General features: G+C 73.9%; 17 protein-coding genes. 7 read left to right on the forward strand and 10 right to left on the reverse strand.

Annotated elements, in window-relative coordinates; all coding sequences use genetic code 11:
• The first annotated feature begins 155 nt into the window (after positions 1 to 155).
• Complete coding sequence (locus ACWCYO_RS01585) at positions 156 to 845, forward strand: hypothetical protein (protein WP_449782997.1); 690 nt, start codon at positions 156 to 158, stop codon at positions 843 to 845.
• 74 nt (positions 846 to 919) lie between these two features.
• Here ACWCYO_RS01585 and ACWCYO_RS01590 read toward each other — a convergent pair whose 3' ends face one another.
• Entirely contained in the window at positions 920 to 1,804 is an 885-nt protein-coding gene (locus ACWCYO_RS01590) for a winged helix-turn-helix transcriptional regulator (protein WP_449782998.1), read from the reverse strand.
• A gap of 56 nt (positions 1,805 to 1,860) precedes the next feature.
• Between ACWCYO_RS01590 and ACWCYO_RS01595 the strand changes: the two genes are divergently transcribed.
• Positions 1,861 to 3,138 carry an MFS transporter gene (locus ACWCYO_RS01595; protein ID WP_449782999.1) on the forward strand — a complete coding sequence of 426 codons (1,278 nt, stop codon included), beginning with the start codon at positions 1,861 to 1,863 and terminating at the stop codon, positions 3,136 to 3,138.
• A 695-nt stretch (positions 3,139 to 3,833) separates the two neighbouring features.
• Here ACWCYO_RS01595 and ACWCYO_RS01600 read toward each other — a convergent pair.
• Complete coding sequence (locus ACWCYO_RS01600) at positions 3,834 to 4,532, reverse strand: hypothetical protein (protein ID WP_449783000.1); 699 nt, start codon at positions 4,530 to 4,532, stop codon at positions 3,834 to 3,836.
• 168 nt (positions 4,533 to 4,700) lie between these two features.
• Positions 4,701 to 5,492, reverse strand: coding sequence for a hypothetical protein (locus ACWCYO_RS01605; RefSeq protein ID WP_449783001.1), 792 nt, complete (start codon positions 5,490 to 5,492; stop codon positions 4,701 to 4,703).
• 458 nt (positions 5,493 to 5,950) lie between these two features.
• On the opposite strand from ACWCYO_RS01605, the gene ACWCYO_RS01610 reads away from it, so the two are divergent.
• On the forward strand, positions 5,951 to 7,315 hold the full coding sequence (locus ACWCYO_RS01610) for a hypothetical protein (RefSeq protein WP_449783002.1): 1,365 nt from the start codon (positions 5,951 to 5,953) through the stop codon (positions 7,313 to 7,315).
• A gap of 65 nt (positions 7,316 to 7,380) precedes the next feature.
• Here the strand turns inward: ACWCYO_RS01610 and ACWCYO_RS01615 are convergent, their stop codons facing one another.
• The 7 genes from ACWCYO_RS01615 to ACWCYO_RS01645 form a co-directional block, all read right to left on the reverse strand.
• The gene (locus ACWCYO_RS01615; protein ID WP_449783003.1) at positions 7,381 to 9,195 is read right to left on the reverse strand and encodes a DUF1003 domain-containing protein; all 1,815 of its coding nucleotides are present in this window, start codon (positions 9,193 to 9,195) and stop codon (positions 7,381 to 7,383) included.
• Positions 9,196 to 9,292: 97 nt separating this feature from the next.
• Positions 9,293 to 9,511: a hypothetical protein gene (locus ACWCYO_RS01620; RefSeq protein ID WP_270140555.1), complete on the reverse strand. Its 219-nt coding sequence runs from the start codon at positions 9,509 to 9,511 to the stop codon at positions 9,293 to 9,295.
• Between the two features lie 58 nt (positions 9,512 to 9,569).
• A complete protein-coding gene (locus ACWCYO_RS01625) occupies positions 9,570 to 9,701 on the reverse strand; it encodes a hypothetical protein (RefSeq protein WP_449783004.1) in 132 nt (43 codons plus the stop codon).
• 479 nt (positions 9,702 to 10,180) lie between these two features.
• On the reverse strand, positions 10,181 to 10,897 hold the full coding sequence (locus ACWCYO_RS01630) for a ribonuclease H family protein (protein ID WP_449783005.1): 717 nt from the start codon (positions 10,895 to 10,897) through the stop codon (positions 10,181 to 10,183).
• Positions 10,898 to 11,036: 139 nt separating this feature from the next.
• Positions 11,037 to 12,215 carry a macrolide family glycosyltransferase gene (locus ACWCYO_RS01635; RefSeq protein WP_449783006.1) on the reverse strand — a complete coding sequence of 393 codons (1,179 nt, stop codon included), beginning with the start codon at positions 12,213 to 12,215 and terminating at the stop codon, positions 11,037 to 11,039.
• A gap of 270 nt (positions 12,216 to 12,485) precedes the next feature.
• On the reverse strand, positions 12,486 to 13,544 hold the full coding sequence (locus tag ACWCYO_RS01640; protein ID WP_449783007.1) for an NAD(P)-dependent oxidoreductase: 1,059 nt from the start codon (positions 13,542 to 13,544) through the stop codon (positions 12,486 to 12,488).
• 114 nt (positions 13,545 to 13,658) lie between these two features.
• On the reverse strand, positions 13,659 to 14,294 hold the full coding sequence (locus tag ACWCYO_RS01645) for a hypothetical protein (protein WP_270140562.1): 636 nt from the start codon (positions 14,292 to 14,294) through the stop codon (positions 13,659 to 13,661).
• A gap of 185 nt (positions 14,295 to 14,479) precedes the next feature.
• Here ACWCYO_RS01645 and ACWCYO_RS01650 point away from each other — a divergent pair, with 185 nt between their 5' ends.
• The 4 genes from ACWCYO_RS01650 to ACWCYO_RS01665 all read left to right on the forward strand — a co-directional run bounded on the left by ACWCYO_RS01650 (position 14,480) and on the right by ACWCYO_RS01665 (position 18,206).
• Entirely contained in the window at positions 14,480 to 15,313 is an 834-nt protein-coding gene (locus ACWCYO_RS01650) for a tyrosinase family protein (RefSeq protein WP_270140564.1), read from the forward strand.
• Between the two features lie 81 nt (positions 15,314 to 15,394).
• Entirely contained in the window at positions 15,395 to 16,123 is a 729-nt protein-coding gene (locus ACWCYO_RS01655) for a hypothetical protein (protein ID WP_449783008.1), read from the forward strand.
• 16 nt (positions 16,124 to 16,139) lie between these two features.
• Entirely contained in the window at positions 16,140 to 16,682 is a 543-nt protein-coding gene (locus ACWCYO_RS01660) for a GNAT family N-acetyltransferase (protein WP_270140568.1), read from the forward strand.
• Between the two features lie 357 nt (positions 16,683 to 17,039).
• Positions 17,040 to 18,206, forward strand: coding sequence for a damage-control phosphatase ARMT1 family protein (locus ACWCYO_RS01665; protein WP_449783009.1), 1,167 nt, complete (start codon positions 17,040 to 17,042; stop codon positions 18,204 to 18,206).
• The last annotated feature ends 43 nt before the right edge of the window (positions 18,207 to 18,249 follow it).

Below are 18,249 nucleotides of genomic sequence, written 5' to 3' on the forward strand. Positions count from 1 at the left end.
CGCCCTCACACCCCCATACCGCCGCATCCCGTGCGGCGGTACTGGGTTCAGCGCGCGGCGCCCGGGCGCCGTCGGGGGCACCCCGGTCTTCCCCGGGTCGGGGGCTGCCGCCACACTGTCGCGAGCACGAACGGAACCACCGAACCGGGGGCAGCATGGCCAAGCGGCCGAACAAGAAGCAGAAGCGACCGCTCGCCGCGGGCGTCCGCCGGCCGCCGAAGCCGGTCCGCCGGCGCCCGGGCAAGGACATCCAGCTCGCGCCGCGCACGGTGCGCCGCACGGCGCTCCTGGTCGGGCTGCTCGCGCCGCTGCTGATCATCGGACTGCTCGCGGTCGCCACCAACCCGGACTACCAGACCCCCTGCACGGTCCTCGCCGTCCTGGTACTGATGGCGGCCGTCATCGGGCTGATGCTGATCCGAAGCACCGGGTGGGTGATCTGGCCGGCCGTCTTCCTGGGCGTGCTGCTCCTGGCGATCCCCACGCCCGCCCTCCGCGCCCAGCTGATCGCGCACCGCGGGGTGCGGACCCCGGTCGTGGTCACCTCGGCGCACAGCGGCAAGGACAAGACGGGCAAGGTGAGTTGGACCTGCGGCATCCGGCGCGAGGACGGCCGTCCGCTGCCGCACGGCACCATCGGGGGCATCGGCTGCTCGGGCACCTCCATCGGCACCACCACGACGGTGCTCGCCGACCCGGCCGGCTGGGCCCCGCCGGCCACCCTGGACGACGACCTCTCCTTCGACGGCGCCGGGGTCTACGTCACGGGCGCTCTGGCCGTCCTCTGGGCCGCGCTCACCTTCGGCGCGGCGCGCCGTTCGCCGCGCGGGCGGAGTCGCCGGTAGGGCGGGTCTGACACGCCCCCTGGCGCCGGAGCTCGGACGGGTGTGCCTCCGGCCGGGCCGGGGGCGTCCCGTCGTCATTCGCCCCGGAGGCCGTCGAGCAGGGCGAGGGTGTCCTCGACCGAGCCCGCCGGGTCGGTGACCGGGTAGAGCACGCCCCGGACGGTCCGCCCGGCGTCGAGGATCAGGGTGAGCCGCTTGAGGCGCTCGACGCCGGCGGCGCGGAAGGTCGGCAGCCGAAGGGCGGCGGCGAGTTCGAGTCCGGCGTCGGAGAGCAGCGGGAACGGGATCCGCGCGTGTTCGGCGAACGCCGCCAGCTGGTCCGGGCGTTGGGTGCTGACGCCGTGGACGGCGGTGTCGCGGGCGGCGAACTCGCCCATCCGGTCGCGGTAGGTGCAGGACTCCAGGGTGCAGCCGGGCGCGCCCGGGACCTCGCCCCAGCCGGGCGGGTAGTCCAGGCCGCCCGGGGCGTAGGCGCCCGGGTAGCAGTAGAGCACCGTCCAGGCGCGGTCCGCGGCGACCGGGTCGACGCGTCCGCCGGAGGCGGCGTCGAGTTCCAGGGCGGGCAGCCGGTGGCCGGTGAGCGCCAGCACCCGGCGGGTCTCGGCGGAGTCGGGGGTGCTGGTGCCGGTGAGCGTGCCGTCGCCCAGGACGTAGCGCCCGCCCCAGTCCTGCAGGGCGACCAGCACCGGCAGCAGGCCGCGGCCGCGGTCCGTCAGGTGGTACTCGTAGCGCGGCGGGTGGGGGTGGTAGAGCCGCTTCTCCAGCACGCCGTCGGCGACCAGCGCCTTCAGCCGTCCGGTGAGCACCTTGCGGCTGATGCCGAGTCCGTCCTGCAGCGCGTCGAACTGGTGGGTGCCGCCGGCGACGTCCCTGATCAGGAGCAGCGTCCAGGTGTCCCCGACCACCGCCAGGGCCTGGGAGATCGCGCAGTCGGGGTCAGCCGCTTCCGTGTGCCGCATGATCACCCATTATAGTGAGTTCCCAAAAGGAACTCAGTCGCAGCGAAGGGGTGGACGTGACGACGGAGACGGTGGACACGACGACGGGAACGGCGGAGGGGGTACGGCCCGGCAAGCGCCGCGCCGGCGGAGCGACGGCCTTCTGGCGCTACTGGACGGCCTCGACGGTCAGCCGGCTCGGGGACCAGGTGACCACGGTGGCGCTCCCGCTGATCGCGGTCGTCACCCTGCACGCCTCGGCCCTCGAGGTCGGCCTGATCACCGGCGCCGCCTACGTCGCCTGGCTGCTGATCGGACTGCCGGCCGGTGTCCTGGTCCAGCGCCTCCCGCTGCGCGGCACCCAGGTGGCGATGGACCTGATCCGCGCGGCCGCCGTCGCCTCGATCCCGCTGGCGGCCGCCCTCGGGGTGCTGGGGCTGCCGCAACTCGTCGTGGTGGCACTGCTGGTCGGCTTCGCGAGCGTCCTGTTCGACGTCGGCAACTCCACCTTCCTGCCCACCGTCGTCCCCAAGGAGCAGCTGACCGCCCGCAACAGCCTGGTCTCCGGCAGCATCGCGGCCACCGACCTGGCCGGGCCCTCACTGGGCGGCGTACTGGTGCAGCTCGTCGGCGGCGCGGCCTCGATGCTGCTGGACTCGGTCAGCTACCTGGCCTCGGCGGCGCTGCTCGGCAGCCTCCCGCAGGCCGAGCAGCCGGCCGCCAGGCCGACCGGCGGCGCCGGGATGCGCGAGCAGATCCGCGAGGGCTGGCGGTTCGTCGCCCGGCACCCGGTGATCCGGCCCTGCGTCGCCGACGCCACCGCCCTCAACTTCGTCTGCGGCGGCCTGATGACGCTCACCCCGGTCTTCCTGGTCCGCACCCTCGACGCCCCGGCCGCCACCGTGGGCGCCCTGATGGCCACCGGCGGCCTCGGCAGCCTGCTCGGCGCGGCCGCCACGCCCCGCCTGGTGCGGCGGCTTGGTGGCGGGCCCGCTCTGCGCTGGGCGGCCGTGGTCTCCACCGTCTTCGCCCTGCTGCTCCCGGCGGCCGGATCCGGCTGGGGCACGCTGGTCTTCGCCCTCGGCAACGCCGGGTTCTCGGCCGGAGTCGTGGTCTCCAGCATCGTGACCCGCACCCACCGGCAGACCCAGACCCCGCCGGAGCTGCTCCCCCGGGTGATGGCCACGGTCCGCTTCGTCTCCTGGGGCGCCATCCCGGTCGGCGCCCTCGCCGCCGGCGCCGCCGCGGCGGCCTGGGGGCCGCGCACGGCGCTGCTGCTGGTCGCGATCGTCAGCGCGGCGAGCCCGGTGATCCTGCTGGCCAGCCCGATCCGCCGGATGCGCGAGCTGGCCTGAGTCCTGCGCCCGGCCGCCGGCCGGCACCCGCGCTGACCGGGCGTCCGCGCCCGGGGCCGTGGCCGTGGCGCCTGAGGGGCACGGGGCAGCCGGTCGGCCCGGTCCCGTTCCCGGATCCGTCCCAGGGCGGCGACGAGCTGCTGGCTCCACAAACGGTACGCCGCCGGAGCTCGGCGTGGGGCGGCAGCCGGTGTCACAGGTCTTGGGCCGCCAGGCCGAGGTGCTCCTGCCAGGCCTGCCGTCCGGCTTCGGTCACCGCGAGAGCGCGGCCGGTGTCGACCCGGGTCCCCAGCCGGCGGTGAGCGCGTGGGCGCACAGCGCGGCCCCCGCCGCGCCGCCCAGGTGGGGGCGGCGCTCGGTCCAGTCCAGGCAGGCCCGCACCGGCGGGCGCCGCGGGTCCGCCGGGCAGCTCGATGCCGAGCCCGGCCCGCCAGGCCCGACCCTCCGGTGTGAGTCCTGGCGCCGGGCCCCAGTCCAGCAGGCCGCGCCCGGCCATCGCGTCGGTGACGGCCAGGCCGAAGGCGTCGGCCAGGTGGTCGTGGCACAGCCGCGCCCGCGCCAGGGCGTGCCGGCGTCCGGAGGCCGCGAGCGTGCGCGGCGGGGCGGCCTGCCGCAGATGGACGACGCCCGGCGAGATCCCGTTGCGATCCGCCGGGCACCAGCCGGGTGTTCCTGACCGAGCGGCTTGCGGAGCGCTAGAGACCGCTCGGCCAGTTGTAGCCGCTCGGCACCGTGACGGCGGCGTTCTCGGCCTCCGTGCCGTAGACCAGGGCGATCTCGTCGTGGGCGTTCAACCGGATCGCCGCCGGGTCGCCGCTCACCGCCTTGCCGTTGACGTACGCGGTCAGGGTGTGGGTGGCGTCGGTGCGCAGCCCGCCGAGGTGGTCGGCGGAGGTGGAGACCTGCCACTCGGTCAGGAACTGGCCCAGGCTGAACTCGGCGGTCACCGGCGACTCGACGTGGATGACGCCGGTCGTGTCGTGGGTGTGCAGCGGGCTGATCCTCTGGGCGCTCTCGTCGATGCCCACCAGCGCGGGCACCGTCACGGCCCGTCCGTCGGCGTAGACGTCGAGGTGGGCGTGGATGTGCTCGGCGCCGAGCATCGGCAGGCCGGCGGCCTTCACGGCGGCGGCGACGTCGGCGGGGGCGTCCCAGGGCGGCGGGGTGGTCCGGCCCTCGGCGGTGGTCCGCGGCTGCGCCGGGACGCCGCTGGGCGCGGAGGAGCCCTGGTTGGTGGCGATCACGACGGCGATCCCGCCGACCACGACGAGCACGAGCAGGCCGATCACTGCGCCCACCAGCCACCGCCGGGCCCGCGCGTGACGGGCCTCCGCGGCCCGGAGCGCGGCAACGCGGGCCTGCCGTCCGGCCGGCCCGGGCTTCTGCGCTGACATGGGTGCGGGCCTCCTCGGTCGAGGTAGCTTCCCCTTCAGCCTGGCAGAGTCCGTCGCTCCCAGCGCGCCGAGCCCGGTGGGGCCACGTACGACCACTCCACGGTCACCGCGGGTGATCGGAAGGCGTCGGCCCCGGCTCCCCCGTGGGGAACCGGGGCCGGACCTCGGTCAGCGCTGGCCCGGGTAGCCCTGCTGGCCCGGCTGGCCCGGGTAGGGCACGTTCGGGACCTGCGGCGGGTACGGCTGGGCCGGCGGCGGCACCTGGGCGCCCGGCTGCGCCGGGTACGGCTGGGCCGGCGGGTAGGCCTGGGGCGCCGCCGGGTACGGCTGCCCGTGCGGGGCCGCCTGCGGGGCCGGGTACGGCTGCTGCGGCGGGTACGGCTGGCCCTGCGGCGCGCCGTAGCCCTGCTGCTGCGGGATCCCCGGCTGACCCGGCATCGGCTGGCCCGGCATCGGCTGCCCGGGCATCGGCTGCCCCGGCATCGGGTAGCCCTGGCCCTGCGGGGTGTCGAACGGCTGCGAGCTCGGGTCGATCGACCCGGGCGGGAAGGCGGCGCTCAGCTGGTCCATCTCGGCGCGCCAGATGCGGTGGATGTTCAGGCGCGTCGGGCTGCTGTTGCCGGGCATCTGGACGTACATCGAGCTCCAGATGCTGGCCCGCTTGACCCGGTTGACCGGGAAGGCGTGCCGCGGGAAGGCCGCGACGACGTCGCCGGGGCGGTTGTTCCAGCGGTTGGCCGAGTTGATCACCACGTGGCTGTTGGTGAGCGTCAGGAAGTAGTACCTGCGGGTCAGCACGATGATCAGGCCGACGAGCGGAATCTCACCGAGCGCCGCGGCGAGCCAGGGGCTGGGCCCGCTCTCCGCGTGCACGCAGGCGATGAAGGTCTCGCCGGGAGGCGCCACCTGCGAGAGCTTCTCGATGACCTGGGCCTTCTGCTTGGCCCGGAGGAATGCCATGTCTTCTGTACCTCTTACCCCGTCGTGTCCGCCGACTCGGTGTGGCGGGAAATCGGCTGAGGTTAGCAGGTGGTGATGACACTTCGAACACCGCCGTCCCCGTGGAATCGGGCGCCCCGCCGGTCCGGCGCCCGCCGGGGCCAAGTCGGCACACGGAGCGTCCAACGGCGGCCTGGTCCTGGGGCGTTCGGAGCGGCCGTACGGGTCATGACCGGCCGACTGCCGCTCAGCACTCGGCGGCGGCACCGGTCTCCACCGTGCCGGTGGCGGAGCTGTTCCTCCTGTCCCGGCGACTTCGTGCGCGGGGCCGACTCCGGCTCGTCCAAGGGGTGGTCCGGTCGGCCCGGTGGGGTGGAATCCGGCCAAAGGGTCACCATCTCGGACAGATCTGTTAAAGCCGGGGTCAAAAAATCGTGTGCATCCTTGCTGACACTGTGCTCCCATGTGTACGCGCTGCGGTGCACTTCGCCGCAGGGGGAGGGATCGGCCTGGCCCGTTTCGGTCAGGCCCCGTCACACAGGAGATGCACCATCAACACCGCCATCCGCAAGGCCGCGCGCGGTGCGCTGCCCGTCGCGGTCACCGCCTCCGTCCTCGCCGCCGGCCTCACCGCCTGCGGCACCGCCGAGCAGATCTCGGCCGGCCAGAAGGTCTCCAAGGCCTTCGGCAGGATCGGTGACAGCAAGTCGGCCGGCTTCACGCTCTCCGTGGACGCCACCCCCGAACAGATCGTCGCCTTCACCAAGGAGAGCGGCGACGAGGCCGTCGACGAGCAGAGCGCGAAGGGGCTGTCCGGCCTCTCCATAGCCGTGTTGGTCTCCGCCGACAAGCCGCTCAAGGACGTCGAGGCCTTCAAGAACGCGGGCGCGAGCGACCAGAAGGACGTCACGCTCGACAAGTCGGTGCGCGTCTCCTACCGCATCGCGGACAAGAAGGGCACCCCGCTCCTCGAGTACCGCCAGGCCGAGGCCACCGGGTACCTGCGCATCGACCTGAAGAGCGTGCTCAAGCTCACCGGTCAGGACCCGTCCGAGGCCGACGCCGTCACCAAGGACCTTCCCCCCGGCACGGACCCCGCCAAGAGCCTGCTGAGCGGCGACTGGACCTCCTTCGACCTCCAGGAACTCGCCAACGAGGCCAAGAAGAACGACGGCGCCAAGGGCGGCGAGCCGGAGGCCCTGCCCTCGGTCGACCCGCAGGCCGGCAAGGAGCTCCTCGACTCGCTGAAGGACGTCTTCAACCGGACGGTCACCTTCGAGGACAAGGGCAAGAAGGACGGCACCGAGCACATCTGGATGAGCGCCCCGGCCCGCCAGGCCGTGGACGAGCTGTACAAGGCCCTCAAGCCACTCTCCACCAAGTTCCCGCAGCAGTTCAAGAAGTTCCCGACCGAGGCTCCGAGCGACGTCCCGGACCGCAAGGTGGGCGCCGACCTCTACCTGAAGGACGGCTCGCTCTCCTCGGCGAGCTTCGACCTGGCGCAGCTGGCGAAGGAGGTGGACCCGGGCGTCAGCTTCCCGGTGAAGCTGACCTTCGACCAGGAGGCGCCGAAGGTCGAGGTCCCGTCGCCGGTGCCGAACAAGATGACCACCGAGGACCTCATGAAGAGCTTCTTCTTGCTGGCCGCCGGCGGCGACAGCTCCGACCTCGGTGACGAGACCGCGCCGGGCGCCGTCCCGTCGGTCAGCACCGACGCCGCGCCGCTGACCGACGCCCAGCTCAAGGAGCTGGCCGCGCTCGGCCTGCCGGAGGCCCAGGCCCAGGCGCTCAACAAGGTCGGCATGAGCTTCGACGACCTCAAGTCGATCGCCCAGGAGAAGTGATCCCCTCCTGACGTCCATGCGCACCGACCGGCCGACCGCCTCCGTGGTCGGCCGGTCGCGTCCGGTCAACTCCGGCTGCGCAGGCTGACCTTGGCCCGTTCGGGCATCGGCGCCTCCGGGTCGCCGGCCACCCGGACCGCCTCCATCGCCGCGAGTTCGCTGGGCACCCGGGTACGCGCGCCCAGGCCGAGGATGCCGCCCTCCTCGTTGGCGTCGGCGACCACGGTGGCGATCTCCAGCAGGAAGGCGCGGAACCCGTCGAGTTCGTCCGGCGCCCGCTCCGCGACGATCCGGGCGGCGGCCCGGATCGTCTCCAGCGCCGGCTCGCGGTACTCGGCGTAGCGGGTGTCGGGGCGCAGCCCGGTGTCGAAGGTGGAGGCGGCCGCGAGCTCCCGGACGAAGCGTCGCGGGTGGGTGGTGCCCGCCTCGCGCAGCAGCTTGACGATCGCGATGATCTCCTCCGGATCGGCGACGCCCTCGGCCAGGGCGACCAGCACGCCGGAGGCCATCAGTGCCCGGCCGAGCACCGCCCACTCCTCGGGGGTGAAGTCCAACTCCCCCACGCCGTCGGTGATCCGGCCGATCCGCACCACCTGGAAGCCGACGTCGGCCAGCACGGCGGGAATCCGGCGCACCGACTCCACCGTTCGGGCCCGGGCCCGGTCGGACAGCTCCTCCCAGGGCAGGAACTCCGCCCGGCCGTCCCGCTGGCCGGGGAGGACCGCCTCCGGTTCGGCGCCCGTTCCGTAGCGGTGCTCGTGCTCGTGCTCCAGCCGGGCCAGCACCTCGGTCTCCTCCTCGGTGAAGTCCTCGAAGCCGCCGACGGCCTCGGGGGCCACCTGCTCGGAGGTGGGCACCATCAGGCAGCCGACCGCGGCGAGGCGTTCGCCGAGTTGCCGGGCCTGGCGCCGGTTGGCCGACCGCAGTTCCTCGGGCAGTTCCTCCCAGGGCAGCAGGGCCGGCCGGCTGCCCGGCTCCTCGCCGTCCTCCACCGCGGCCGTGAGCCGGCTCTGGTGGATGGCCCGGGCCAGGTGCCGGGTGACCTGGGCGCTGGTGTAGTCGGCCAGGCTCTCGATGACCTTGCCCTGCGCCTCCAGCCGGGCCTTCATCCGGCCGCACTCGTGCAGTACGGCCTCGGCGTCCAACAGGGTCTGCTCGGCGCGGCGGTCGCCGGCCTTTCCCAGCACGTCCTGGCCGACCATGATGACGATCATGAAGATCAGCTGGGCCAGGGTGGAGAGGAAGCTCATGAAGGCGAACGGGTAGGGGTCGAAGGTCTGCAGCCCCAGCCGGGACAGGCCGATCCACACCACCTGCGTCCCGGCCGCCAGGTAGAAGGCCCACATGCTGCCCAGCCGCCCGGTCAGCCAGGCGGCGATCCGCCCGTTGACCCCGGTGGCCTGGTCCAGCGCCTGCGGCGGCGGCTGCACCCGGTGCCGCTCGATCCACGGGTGGCCGCTGGTCTCCAGCAGGCTGACGCCACGGCCGAGTGCCCGGTCGTGGCGGTCGAGGTGTGCCTGGAGGTCGGCGACCCTGGCGAAGATCGCCTCGGCGTTCTCGTAGGTCTGCACCGACCGGCGGTCGGCGGCCTGGCCCAGCACCCGCTGGCCGACCAGGATCGCCAGGCAGAGCACCAGTTGGACCACGTTGTCGAGGAACAGCAGGAACCCGAAGGGGTACGGGTCGACGACGTGCAGCGGCCCCCAGGTCGCCAGCGCCATCCAGCCGCCGACCAGCGCCAGGGCGACGTACAGGGCGGGCATCGACCCCACCGCCCTGGTCAGCGCGGCGGCGAACGCGCCGTTCAGCCCGACCTGTTGGTCCGCCATCGCCACCGGCTGCTGTCGCGGCTGGTCGATCCCCGTACCGGCTTCCCGCACGCCCGCTCCTCACGCTCGCTTCCGGCGCCGCCGCCGGAGTCGTGTTCATGATGACAGCGGGTGCCGGACGGCGGGTCGCCGAGCGCTTTTCCTGACGTCATGTCAACGCCCGCTCCGTTCGCGGCGCGTGCAGCTCGACCCGGCCGCGGCGCAGATGGCTGCGGTGGCCGTCGGCGAACTCCACCCGCAGGCTGCGGTCCGCCGGGGCGGCCACGACGACGGCGCTCTCGACCGCGCCGAAGGAGGAGTCGCGGTAGACCCACACCTGGTCGCCGACGTGGAACTCCGATGTCTCGGACACGATCACCGCACTCACCTCCGCTCCTCCGCTCCGGAACGCTCACCTGTGTGTACGGGCGGGAGCGCCGGCGGACTCAGTGGGTGCGCAACTGCGTCGGGGCGGTGATGGTCGGCAGGTCGGCCGGTTCCCCACCCCGTTCCACCGGCGTGCCGTCGGAGTGGCGGGAGCACTCGGTGCCGGCCGTGACCGCGAAGGTGTGGTCCACGCGGTTGTAGCTGATCGAGACCGTCTCGGCGAGGGAGCCCGGACCGGTGGCCGGCGGCGTCAGCGACAGGCCGGGGACGAGGGCGGAGTCGTCGACGGCGGCGACCGTCCAGCCCTGGCCGGTCAGGGTCTGGCGGGCCCGCCGCGAGGCCTCCCGCCACTGCGGCGGGGCGATCCCCGCGAGGGCGCAGCGGGCGCCGAGGACGGCCGTGCGGGACTGGCCGGTGCCGCCGCCGTCCAGACCAGGCCCGGGGCAGCCCGTCCGCCAGCGTCGCGGCCGAGTGGTGGCCGACCGCGCCGAGCACCATCGCCCCGGCGGCCGCGGTGGGCATTCCGATCCGCACGGACGCCCGGCGGCCCTGCCTGGTCTTCGTCATGATCGACATCGTCCACCGCCGCGCCGATCCGCCGCCTGAGTACGGCTACTCAGACGGCGGCGTGAGCGGGCTCAGGCGTGGGCGGACCCAGTCGTGCTCGGGCTCAGGCGTGGGCGGCGGCGCACTCCGGGTGGCCCCAGCTGCTGCCCACCTTGGTGATCTTGTCACCCTTGGCGTACGGGCGGCTGCACGGGCAGGTGCCGGGGAAGCGGGCGTTCAGGGTGCGCGAGCCGCCGCTGCGCTTGGCGGCGCCGCCGGTGCCGGAGGAGGTGGCGGCCGAGCGGGTGGGACGCGCCTTGGGGGCCTTCACGGCGGCGGCCGGGTCGGGCACCGGCAGGTCGGCGGCCGTGCCGGCGGCGGCCCGCTGGGTGCGGGCGGCGTCGCTGGCGGCCTTGTCGGCGATGGCGTTCAGCGGGTCGCCGTCCACCTGGTGGGCGGGAACGTACACGAAGGTGACGTCCCGGCCCTCCAGGAGTTCGTCGATCCGTTGGATCAGTTCGCGGTTGGCCACCGGCTTGCCCGCGGCCGTCTTCCAGCCGTTGCGCTTCCAGCCCTTGAGCCACTTGGTGACCGAGTCGCGGGTGTAGGTGCTGTCGAGCCGGACCTCCAGCGGGACGGCCGGGTCGGTGGCGGACAGCAGCTGCTGAAGCGCCGTCAGCTCGCCGACGTTGTTGGTGCTGTGCCCGAGCGGCCCGGCCTCCCAGCGCTGGGGCACCCCGGCGCCGTCCGCCACCACGTAGGCCCAGGCCGCCGGACCCGGGTTGCCCTTGGCTGCTCCGTCACACGCTGCAATGACTCGTTCGACCATGCCCCCGATCATGCCTGGTCAGGGGGCGCGGAGCCAAAGCGGTCAGTTTCCGCAGCAGGGGCAGCAGCGGCGCGGCGGACCAGCTGAAGTCGGTGGAGTTGCGACCCCGGCCGGTCAGCGGGTCGTGCTTCTCCCGCGGCCCGGTAGGCGCCTACCGGACGTACTGTTCGACCAGGTCGGCGCCCCGGGCCGCTCCCCCACCCCGCCGGACGGCCCGGCGCATCTCCGCGAGATCGGCACGCACCACCGGGTCCGCGGCGACCCTGCTGATCGCCGCCCACAGTGCCTCCGGGCTCACCGGCTCCGCGTCGTCCAGGCGTTCGCCCAGCCCGAGCTCCACCAGCCGCCCTGCGTTGGCCGCCTGCTCGGGCGTCCGGGGGACGGCGACGATGCCGACCCCGTAAGTCAGCGCCTCCATCACCGAGTTCATCCCGGCGTGGGACACGAAGGCGGTGGCCCGGCGGAGCACCGCGAGCTGCGGGAACCGCGACCGCACCTCCACCCACCCCGGGACGACACCCAGTACCGCGCGCTCCGCCCCGCCCACGCTCATCGCCACCTGCCACGACCGGTCGGCGACGGCGGCCGCGCACGCCCGGTAGAAGTCCGGGTGGCCGTCGACCACGGTGCCCAGTGACACGTACAGCAGTGGCGCGTCGGGGTCGCGCGGTGACCACTCCTCGACCCGCTCCCGCGATCCCGTCGACGGGCCCAGGAAGTGGAAGCGCCCGTCGAAGCTGTCGGCGGCCGGCTGGAACTCCCGGGGGACGAACACCAGGTTGAGCCCGTCCGCCACCGTCATGGTGTCGGCGAGGCCGAGCGGGACGCCGTACTCGGTGGCGAAGGCGGCGCAGTCGGCGGCGAGCGAGGCCACTGCCGGATCGTCGGCGTCGATCCCCCCGGTCAACTGCCGGTCCAGCGAGTACGTCTCGTTGGAGGCGAGGTGGGGGAAGCACTGCACCCCGGGAATGCCCAGGCTCCGGGCGGCGATCCGGCCCGGCCAGTTCGTCGTGTCGTAACAGATCGCGTCCACCCGCTCCGACCCACAGTGCCTCCGCAGCACCGGGTACGTCGCGCTCAGCGCCGCGAAGTAGTGGCGCAACCAGCCGGCCACCGCCGCCGGACCGATCACCGGCGGCGGCGTGAACGGCGGCGGCGACGGCAGCTCCAACCACCGCGCGCCGGCCCCGGTGACGGCGGCGGCATGACCCGCCTCGGTGGCGTACACCACCTGGTGCCCGCGCCGCACGAGCTCCTCGACCAGCGGCAGCATCGGGTTGATGTGCCCGTGCCCGGTCAGGGTCACGAAGAGCAGATTCTTCCTCAGCACGGCTGGCACCCTGCCAGGAGCGGGGACGCGACGCCACCGGATTCCGCCCAGCTGCTGTGCTCCGTCCAGGACTTGGCGGTTGGCGCCGGAGTCGGAGTCGGAGACGGAAATCCGGTGGCGGCCCGCGAACGGCGCCGGATAGCGTCCGGGCCTCGATGACTGGCGGGGCCACCGTCCTGGATGTGGCGCTGGACGAGATCGTCATCGAGACCTTCTTCCCGGGGACCGGGCCGCGGCGGCGTTGTTCCGGGCGGCGACCTCGTAACGTCGTCAGGCCACCACGGGAATGCCGTCCGGCCGTCCGGCGAGCAGTGCCGCGATGTGGTCCGCGCAGCGCAGGGCCGCCTCGGCCATGGCGCTCCTGGTCATTCCGGCGACGTGCGGGGTGAGCAGGGCGTTGGGCAGGCCGAACAGCGGTGAGGCGAAGGCGGCGTGCTCGTGGGCGAAGGTGTCGACGGCGGCCGCCGCCGGCGGCCGGGCCGGGTCGCGCAGGGCGTCGGCGAGCGCCTGTTCGTCGACGATGCCGCCCCGGGAGGTGTTCAGCAGGATCGACCCGGGCCGCATCCGCGCGAGTTCCGCCCGCCCGATCAGCCCTTCGGTCTTCGGGGTGAGCGGGAGGTGCAGCGACACCACGTCGCTGGTGGCGAGCAGGGCGTCGAGGGATTCGACCCGGCGCACCGGCGGGTGGGTCGGGCGCCGCGCGTAGCCCTGGACGGTCATGCCCAGCGCCGTGGCCCGTTCCGCCAGCGCGAGGCCGATCCGCCCCAGCCCGACGATGCCCAGGGTGAGTTCGGACAGCTCGACTGCGGGGGCCGTCGGTGCGCTCCAACGGCCTTGGTGTGCAGCCTCGTTGTAGGGAGCCAGGTGCCGGGTCAGGGCAAGCAGCTGGGCCAGGGCGAACTCCGCGACGGCGTTCGCGTTGGAACCGGGCGTGTGGGTGACGGTGACCCCGTGGCGGGCGGCGGCGGCCTGGTCGACGTGGTCGGTGCCCGCCCCGGCCCGTCCGACCACCCGCAGCCGGTGGGCCAGCGCACGATCGGTCGCCGCCTCGAGCAGCGCGGCGCGCAGCGGGGCGCTCGCCCGGGACTTGACGGCGTCGTACCCGCGCCCGCCCCGCACCACCTCCTCGATCAGCGCCGCCTCGTCGAACAGGTCGACGTCGGTGAACTCCACCCGGTCCGCCCACCGGTCGACCGCCGCCCCCGCCCGGTCCCCCACCCGCCGCAGGTTCAGCGTGACGGCGAGCCCGTGCCCGACCAGCCGCTCCAGCTCACGATCGAGCAGCTCCCCCGGAGCCGCGTCCAACATCAGGACCCGCTTCCGCTCCACGCCCGCCCCTCACTCCGCCGGGATCAACGCCGCATGGAACTCGGCGAACGGGTCGCGGAGTTCGCGGGTCTCGATGGGGTTGGTCTCCATCCGTGGATGGTCCATCCGCGCTCCTCAGTGCCAGTAGGTGTGCCCGGCCACGCCCTGGCCGGTGCGGGCGGCGTGGCGGAGCACGCGCAGGGGGCCGTCGAGGAGGGCGTCGGCGTCGTGGTCAGGGTCGTCGCCGAGGCCGGTCATCCAGGCGTGGATGCGCTCGACCACCTCCCGGCGCCGGGCCCCGGTCAGGGTCAGGGCCTCCTCCGCGTCGGGGAGGCGGGCCCGGACCTGCCGGGAGTCGAGCAGGAAGTCGCCGAACCAGCCGGGCAGTCGGAGGGTCGCGTCGGGTCCGAGCGCGTAGGCGAGGGCCCAGAACGGGTTGGCCTTGCGCGCCGCGGCCGCGAACAGGCCCTCCTTGTCCTCCGGCCGGAAGCGATCCATCACGGCCTCGCGGAAGTCCTCCACCGCGTCGGAGCCGTCCCGGCAGCTGTCGAAGAACCTGCAGAGCCGGTAGGCGTCCTCCCCGGCGATCCCGTCGCCGGCGGCCGGATCCCCAAACAGGGACTCGCCCGCCACTCCCCGCCACCATTCCAGCTCGGCAGCCACCCCGGGCGCGGGCGGCGCGGGCGGCCCCGCCTCGGCCGCCGCACGCAGCAACTGCCGCAGCTCCTCGTCAGCCACCGTACCGATGACCCACAACCCCGTGGCGCTCACCGCGACCTCCGTTCCTCGACCTCCCTCGATCATGCCCGACGGCCCTGACAGGCCCGGCGGCCGCCGTCGGTGCGACGGCCCTCCACCGGGGTAGCCCCGCGTGCGGGGGCCGGTGCCCGGCGGGATTCTGCTGGGGCGGGCGCAGTACGCGTCCGCGCCGGCTTCCGAGACCCCGAGGTTGTGCCGTGACCCAGCTGTTCGAGCACCAGCTCGCCGCCCTCGCCCATCCCGACCTGCTCGTCCGCGCCACCGCCGCACACGACGGCGGTCCCGGCCCGAGGACGTTCGCCGATCTGGCCGCCCTGCGCCGCGCCCAGCCAGTGGAGAAGGTCCGCAAGAGCGAGAAGGACCTCACGGACACCGAGCGCTCCCGGCTGGTCGGTGCCTTCACCGTGCTGAACCAGTCCGGCGACTTCGGCAAGCTGGTGGCGATCCACGCCGACATGGGCCACCACCAGCACCGGATGACCAATGCCCCCGACGACCTCGGGGCCCGGCGCTTCCTCCCTTGGCACCGGGTGTTCGTCAACGTCCTGGAGACCGCCCTGCAGCGGATCCACTCGGACGTCACCGTGCCGTACTGGGACTGGACCGCCGACCAGCAGGTCCCGGACTGGCTGAGCGGCGTGCTGCCGACGGTGGTGGTGCCGGGTGCGATGGGCGGGGTCATCCGGGTGACCCGCTCGCCCGGGAGCCAGCAGGACCTCCGGCGGCGGACCGCCAAGCTGGACGAGGTGATGCGGTCCGGCGACTTCATGTCCTTCGTGGACGGCCTGGAGCACATCCACGACCTGATCCACGACTGGGTCGGCGCCACCATGTCCGACCTGTCCACCGCGGCGGCCGACCCGCTGTTCTTCCTGCACCACGCCAACGTCGACCGGCTCTGGTGGACCTGGCACGTGACGCACCAGAACGAGAACCCGCCGCTGACCGGTGACGACGCGGTGATGGACCCGTGGCGGGTCACCGAGCCCACCACCCGGGACATCGGCAACTTCCACTACTCCTACCGCTGACCTCCACAAGCCGCCCGGCCCGGCGAAGGGGCCGCCCCCGCCGCCGCCCGTCCCCGGTCTGACCTGGCAGGATCTCCCGCCATGACGCACTACGAGACCTACGGGCCCGGGCAGCGGCGGCACCGCCAGGCCGGTCGGGCCGAGAGCAACGGGAAGAACGGGAGGAGCGGGAAGAACGGGAAGAGCGACTCGTCGTGGCCGCGCCGGCCGCTGCTGACCGCCCTGTGGATCCCGGCCGCCGCCGTGCTGCTCCCGCTCGGCGGGGCGCTCGGCGCGTTCGGGCCGTGGTTCCTCCTCCCGGCGCTGGCCCTGGTCCTCCCTGGGGCGATCGGCCTGATCTACAGCGTGGTGTGCCTCTGCCCGACCAGGGTGCTGCAGCGCGTGGCACTGGCCCTGCTGCTCGCCCCGGTGATCGCCGTCCCGATGCTGGGCCTGAACACCGCCCAGTCCACCGTGCTGTCCATGCGCGGCACGACCCACCCGGGCACCGTCACCGACGTCAGGGTGATCCACGGCAAGTCCACCAGCTACAGCTGCGCGGTGCGCTACGACGACGCCCCGGGGCGCACCCGGTCCGTCAACTGCGGCTCCGGTGACGCGGCGGGCGAGCGGGTCAGCGTGACCGAGGACCCGGACGGCCTGGTGGACCCGGAGTTCACCGCGGGAGCCGAGAATCCCCGGTTCGACCTCGCCATGGTCGGCTTCGCCGACGTCTCCCTGCTCGCCGTCTCCGGCACCGCGGCCGGCCTCGGCGCCCTGCTCCACCAGGTCCGGAAGCGCCGTAATCCCGTTGCGCGGGCATCGTGGTGACGGGGATCCTCCCTGGATGGAGCCAGCAGAGCAGGAAATCACCCTGGGCGAGGTGACGCTGCGCCGTTTCCGCGGCGAGGCGGACCTTCCCGAGTTCTTCCGGGTCATCGAGGAGTCGCTGGAGCACCTGCGGCCCTGGATGCCGTGGGTCGCCGAGCACAGCGTGGCCAAGACCACCGCGTTCCTGGCGGAGCGGCCTGCGCTGTGGGAGAGCGGGAAGGACTTCACCTACGCGATCCTGCTGGAGGGCGCCATCGTCGGCGCCTGCGGGCTGTTCCGGCGCGAGGACACCGCCGTGAACGGCCGGGAGATCGGCTACTGGCTGCACCCCGCCGCCACCGGCCGAGGCATCGCCACCCGGGCGGCCCGGGCGCTGGCCGAACAGGCCTTCCGGTTCCCCGGCGTGGACTTCGTCGAGATCGTGCACGACCCGGCCAACCTCGCGAGCGCCGCCGTCCCGGCCCGGCTGGGCTTCACCGAGCACTCGCGCCGCCCCGCCGAGGCGCTCGCCCCGGCGGAGACCGGCGAGGAGCAGATCTGGCGGCTCCACCGCGGCTGACGGACAGCGCCCTGAGCCTGCGCCCGACGGTCCGCCGCCGTGGGGTGCGTGCGGACCGCCGGGCGACGCCGGACGGACGGGACGATCCGGCCGGGCGCCGTGGGAACGAACGCGGCCGGAGACTGCCGTCCCCGCGCGGAGCGCCCCATCTCGAACCCCGCGTGCCGGCCGCATACCCTCTGCCGCGGCCTTGCGCGTTCGTTCCCACGCCCAGGAGACCGCCCGGCGGGCGCGCGGATAACACTTTTCCCTCCGCCTCCCGCCCCCCTCGCCGCTCCGGTGATCGTCTAGTCTCGGCCCCAGCCGACGGGGACCGTTCCCCCGGCCCAGCCACCAGCTCCCGGTGAGAGGCCCACCGTGTCCGACGCCCCCGTGATCCGCAGCGACGTCCCCGGCTCCTTCCCGTGGGCCGTCTTCCACGAGCGCCATCCCCGGCTCGTCCGGCAGGTCCTCGACGCCCTGCCGTACGGCCCGGCCGAGCGGGCGGCGGTCGAGCGGCTGCTCGTGGAGAGCACCACCGGCGTCCTGGAGCCGCTGGGCGAGGACGCTCCGGACGCCGCCCAGTGGCGGGAGTGGGGCGGGCTCGTGTGGGGCAGGCCCTGGGGCGAGGCGCCGTTCCTGTGGGCGGAGAGCTACTTCTACCGCCGGCTGCTCGACGCCATCGGCTACTTCCGGCCCGGCGCGTGGCAGGGCATCGACCCGTTCGCGCCGTTCAAGAACGCCGAGCTGGCCGGAGTGGCGGTGGACGAGGAGCTGGTCGCGCTCAGCGAGCTCGACGCGCTGCCGCGAACGAAGCGGGCGGAGGCACTGCTGTCGTCCGCGCTGTGGGGCAACCGGGCGGACCTCGGCTTCCAGATCACCGCCGGGCCCGGCGGGCCAGCCTCGTCCGACCTGCTCGCCGACGACAGCGCCGTGCTCTGGTCCGAGCTGGATCGGGCCGGGGGCGGGCGGGTCTGCGTCGTCGCGGACAACGCGGGCCGGGAGCTGCTGCCGGACCTGGTGCTGATCGACCACCTGCTGACCGACGGTCGGGCCGCCAAGGTCGTCCTGTACGTGAAGCCCCAGCCGTACTTCGTGTCGGACGCGACGACGGCCGACGTCCTCGCCTCGGTCGACCGCCTGCGCACCGCGCCGTCGGCCGCGGCCCAGGCCGTCGGCAGCCGACTGTGGCAGGCCCTGAACCGGGGCACGCTCGTGCTCCGCACCCATCCGTTCTTCTGCGCGCCGCTCCCGTACCACGACCTGCCCGCCGACCTCCGGGCCGAACTCGCGGGCGCGGCGCTGACGATCCTCAAGGGCGACCTCAACTACCGCCGCCTGGTCGGCGACCGGCTCTGGCCCCCGACTACGCCCTTCGCCGAGACCGCCGGGCACTTCCCTTCGGCCGTCGCCGCCCTGCGGACCCTGAAGTCGGACGTCATCGTCGGCCTCGACGCCGCCACCGTCGCCCGCCTCGACGGGACCGGGACGACGTGGCGCATCGACGGCCGCCACGCCGTCATCCAGGTGTGCGCCGGGTCGTAGCCGACACGGAGACGAAGCACCACACCGACGGGCCCCGCCCCCG

Source organism: Kitasatospora sp. NPDC001683, assembly GCF_053596495.1.

What these genes read in the sequence shown, in the direction of transcription:
- ACWCYO_RS01585 (WP_449782997.1), top strand. Translation starts at nt 156, where the DNA reads ATGGCCAAGCGGCCGAACAAGAAGCAGAAGCGACCGCTCGCCGCGGGC.
- ACWCYO_RS01590 (WP_449782998.1), bottom strand. Translation starts at nt 1,804, where the DNA reads ATGCGGCACACGGAAGCGGCTGACCCCGACTGCGCGATCTCCCAGGCC.
- ACWCYO_RS01600 (WP_449783000.1), bottom strand. Translation starts at nt 4,532, where the DNA reads ATGTCAGCGCAGAAGCCCGGGCCGGCCGGACGGCAGGCCCGCGTTGCC.
- ACWCYO_RS01605 (WP_449783001.1), bottom strand. Translation starts at nt 5,492, where the DNA reads ATGGCATTCCTCCGGGCCAAGCAGAAGGCCCAGGTCATCGAGAAGCTC.
- ACWCYO_RS01630 (WP_449783005.1), bottom strand. Translation starts at nt 10,897, where the DNA reads ATGATCGGGGGCATGGTCGAACGAGTCATTGCAGCGTGTGACGGAGCA.
- ACWCYO_RS01655 (WP_449783008.1), top strand. Translation starts at nt 15,395, where the DNA reads ATGACGCACTACGAGACCTACGGGCCCGGGCAGCGGCGGCACCGCCAG.
- ACWCYO_RS01660 (WP_270140568.1), top strand. Translation starts at nt 16,140, where the DNA reads ATGGAGCCAGCAGAGCAGGAAATCACCCTGGGCGAGGTGACGCTGCGC.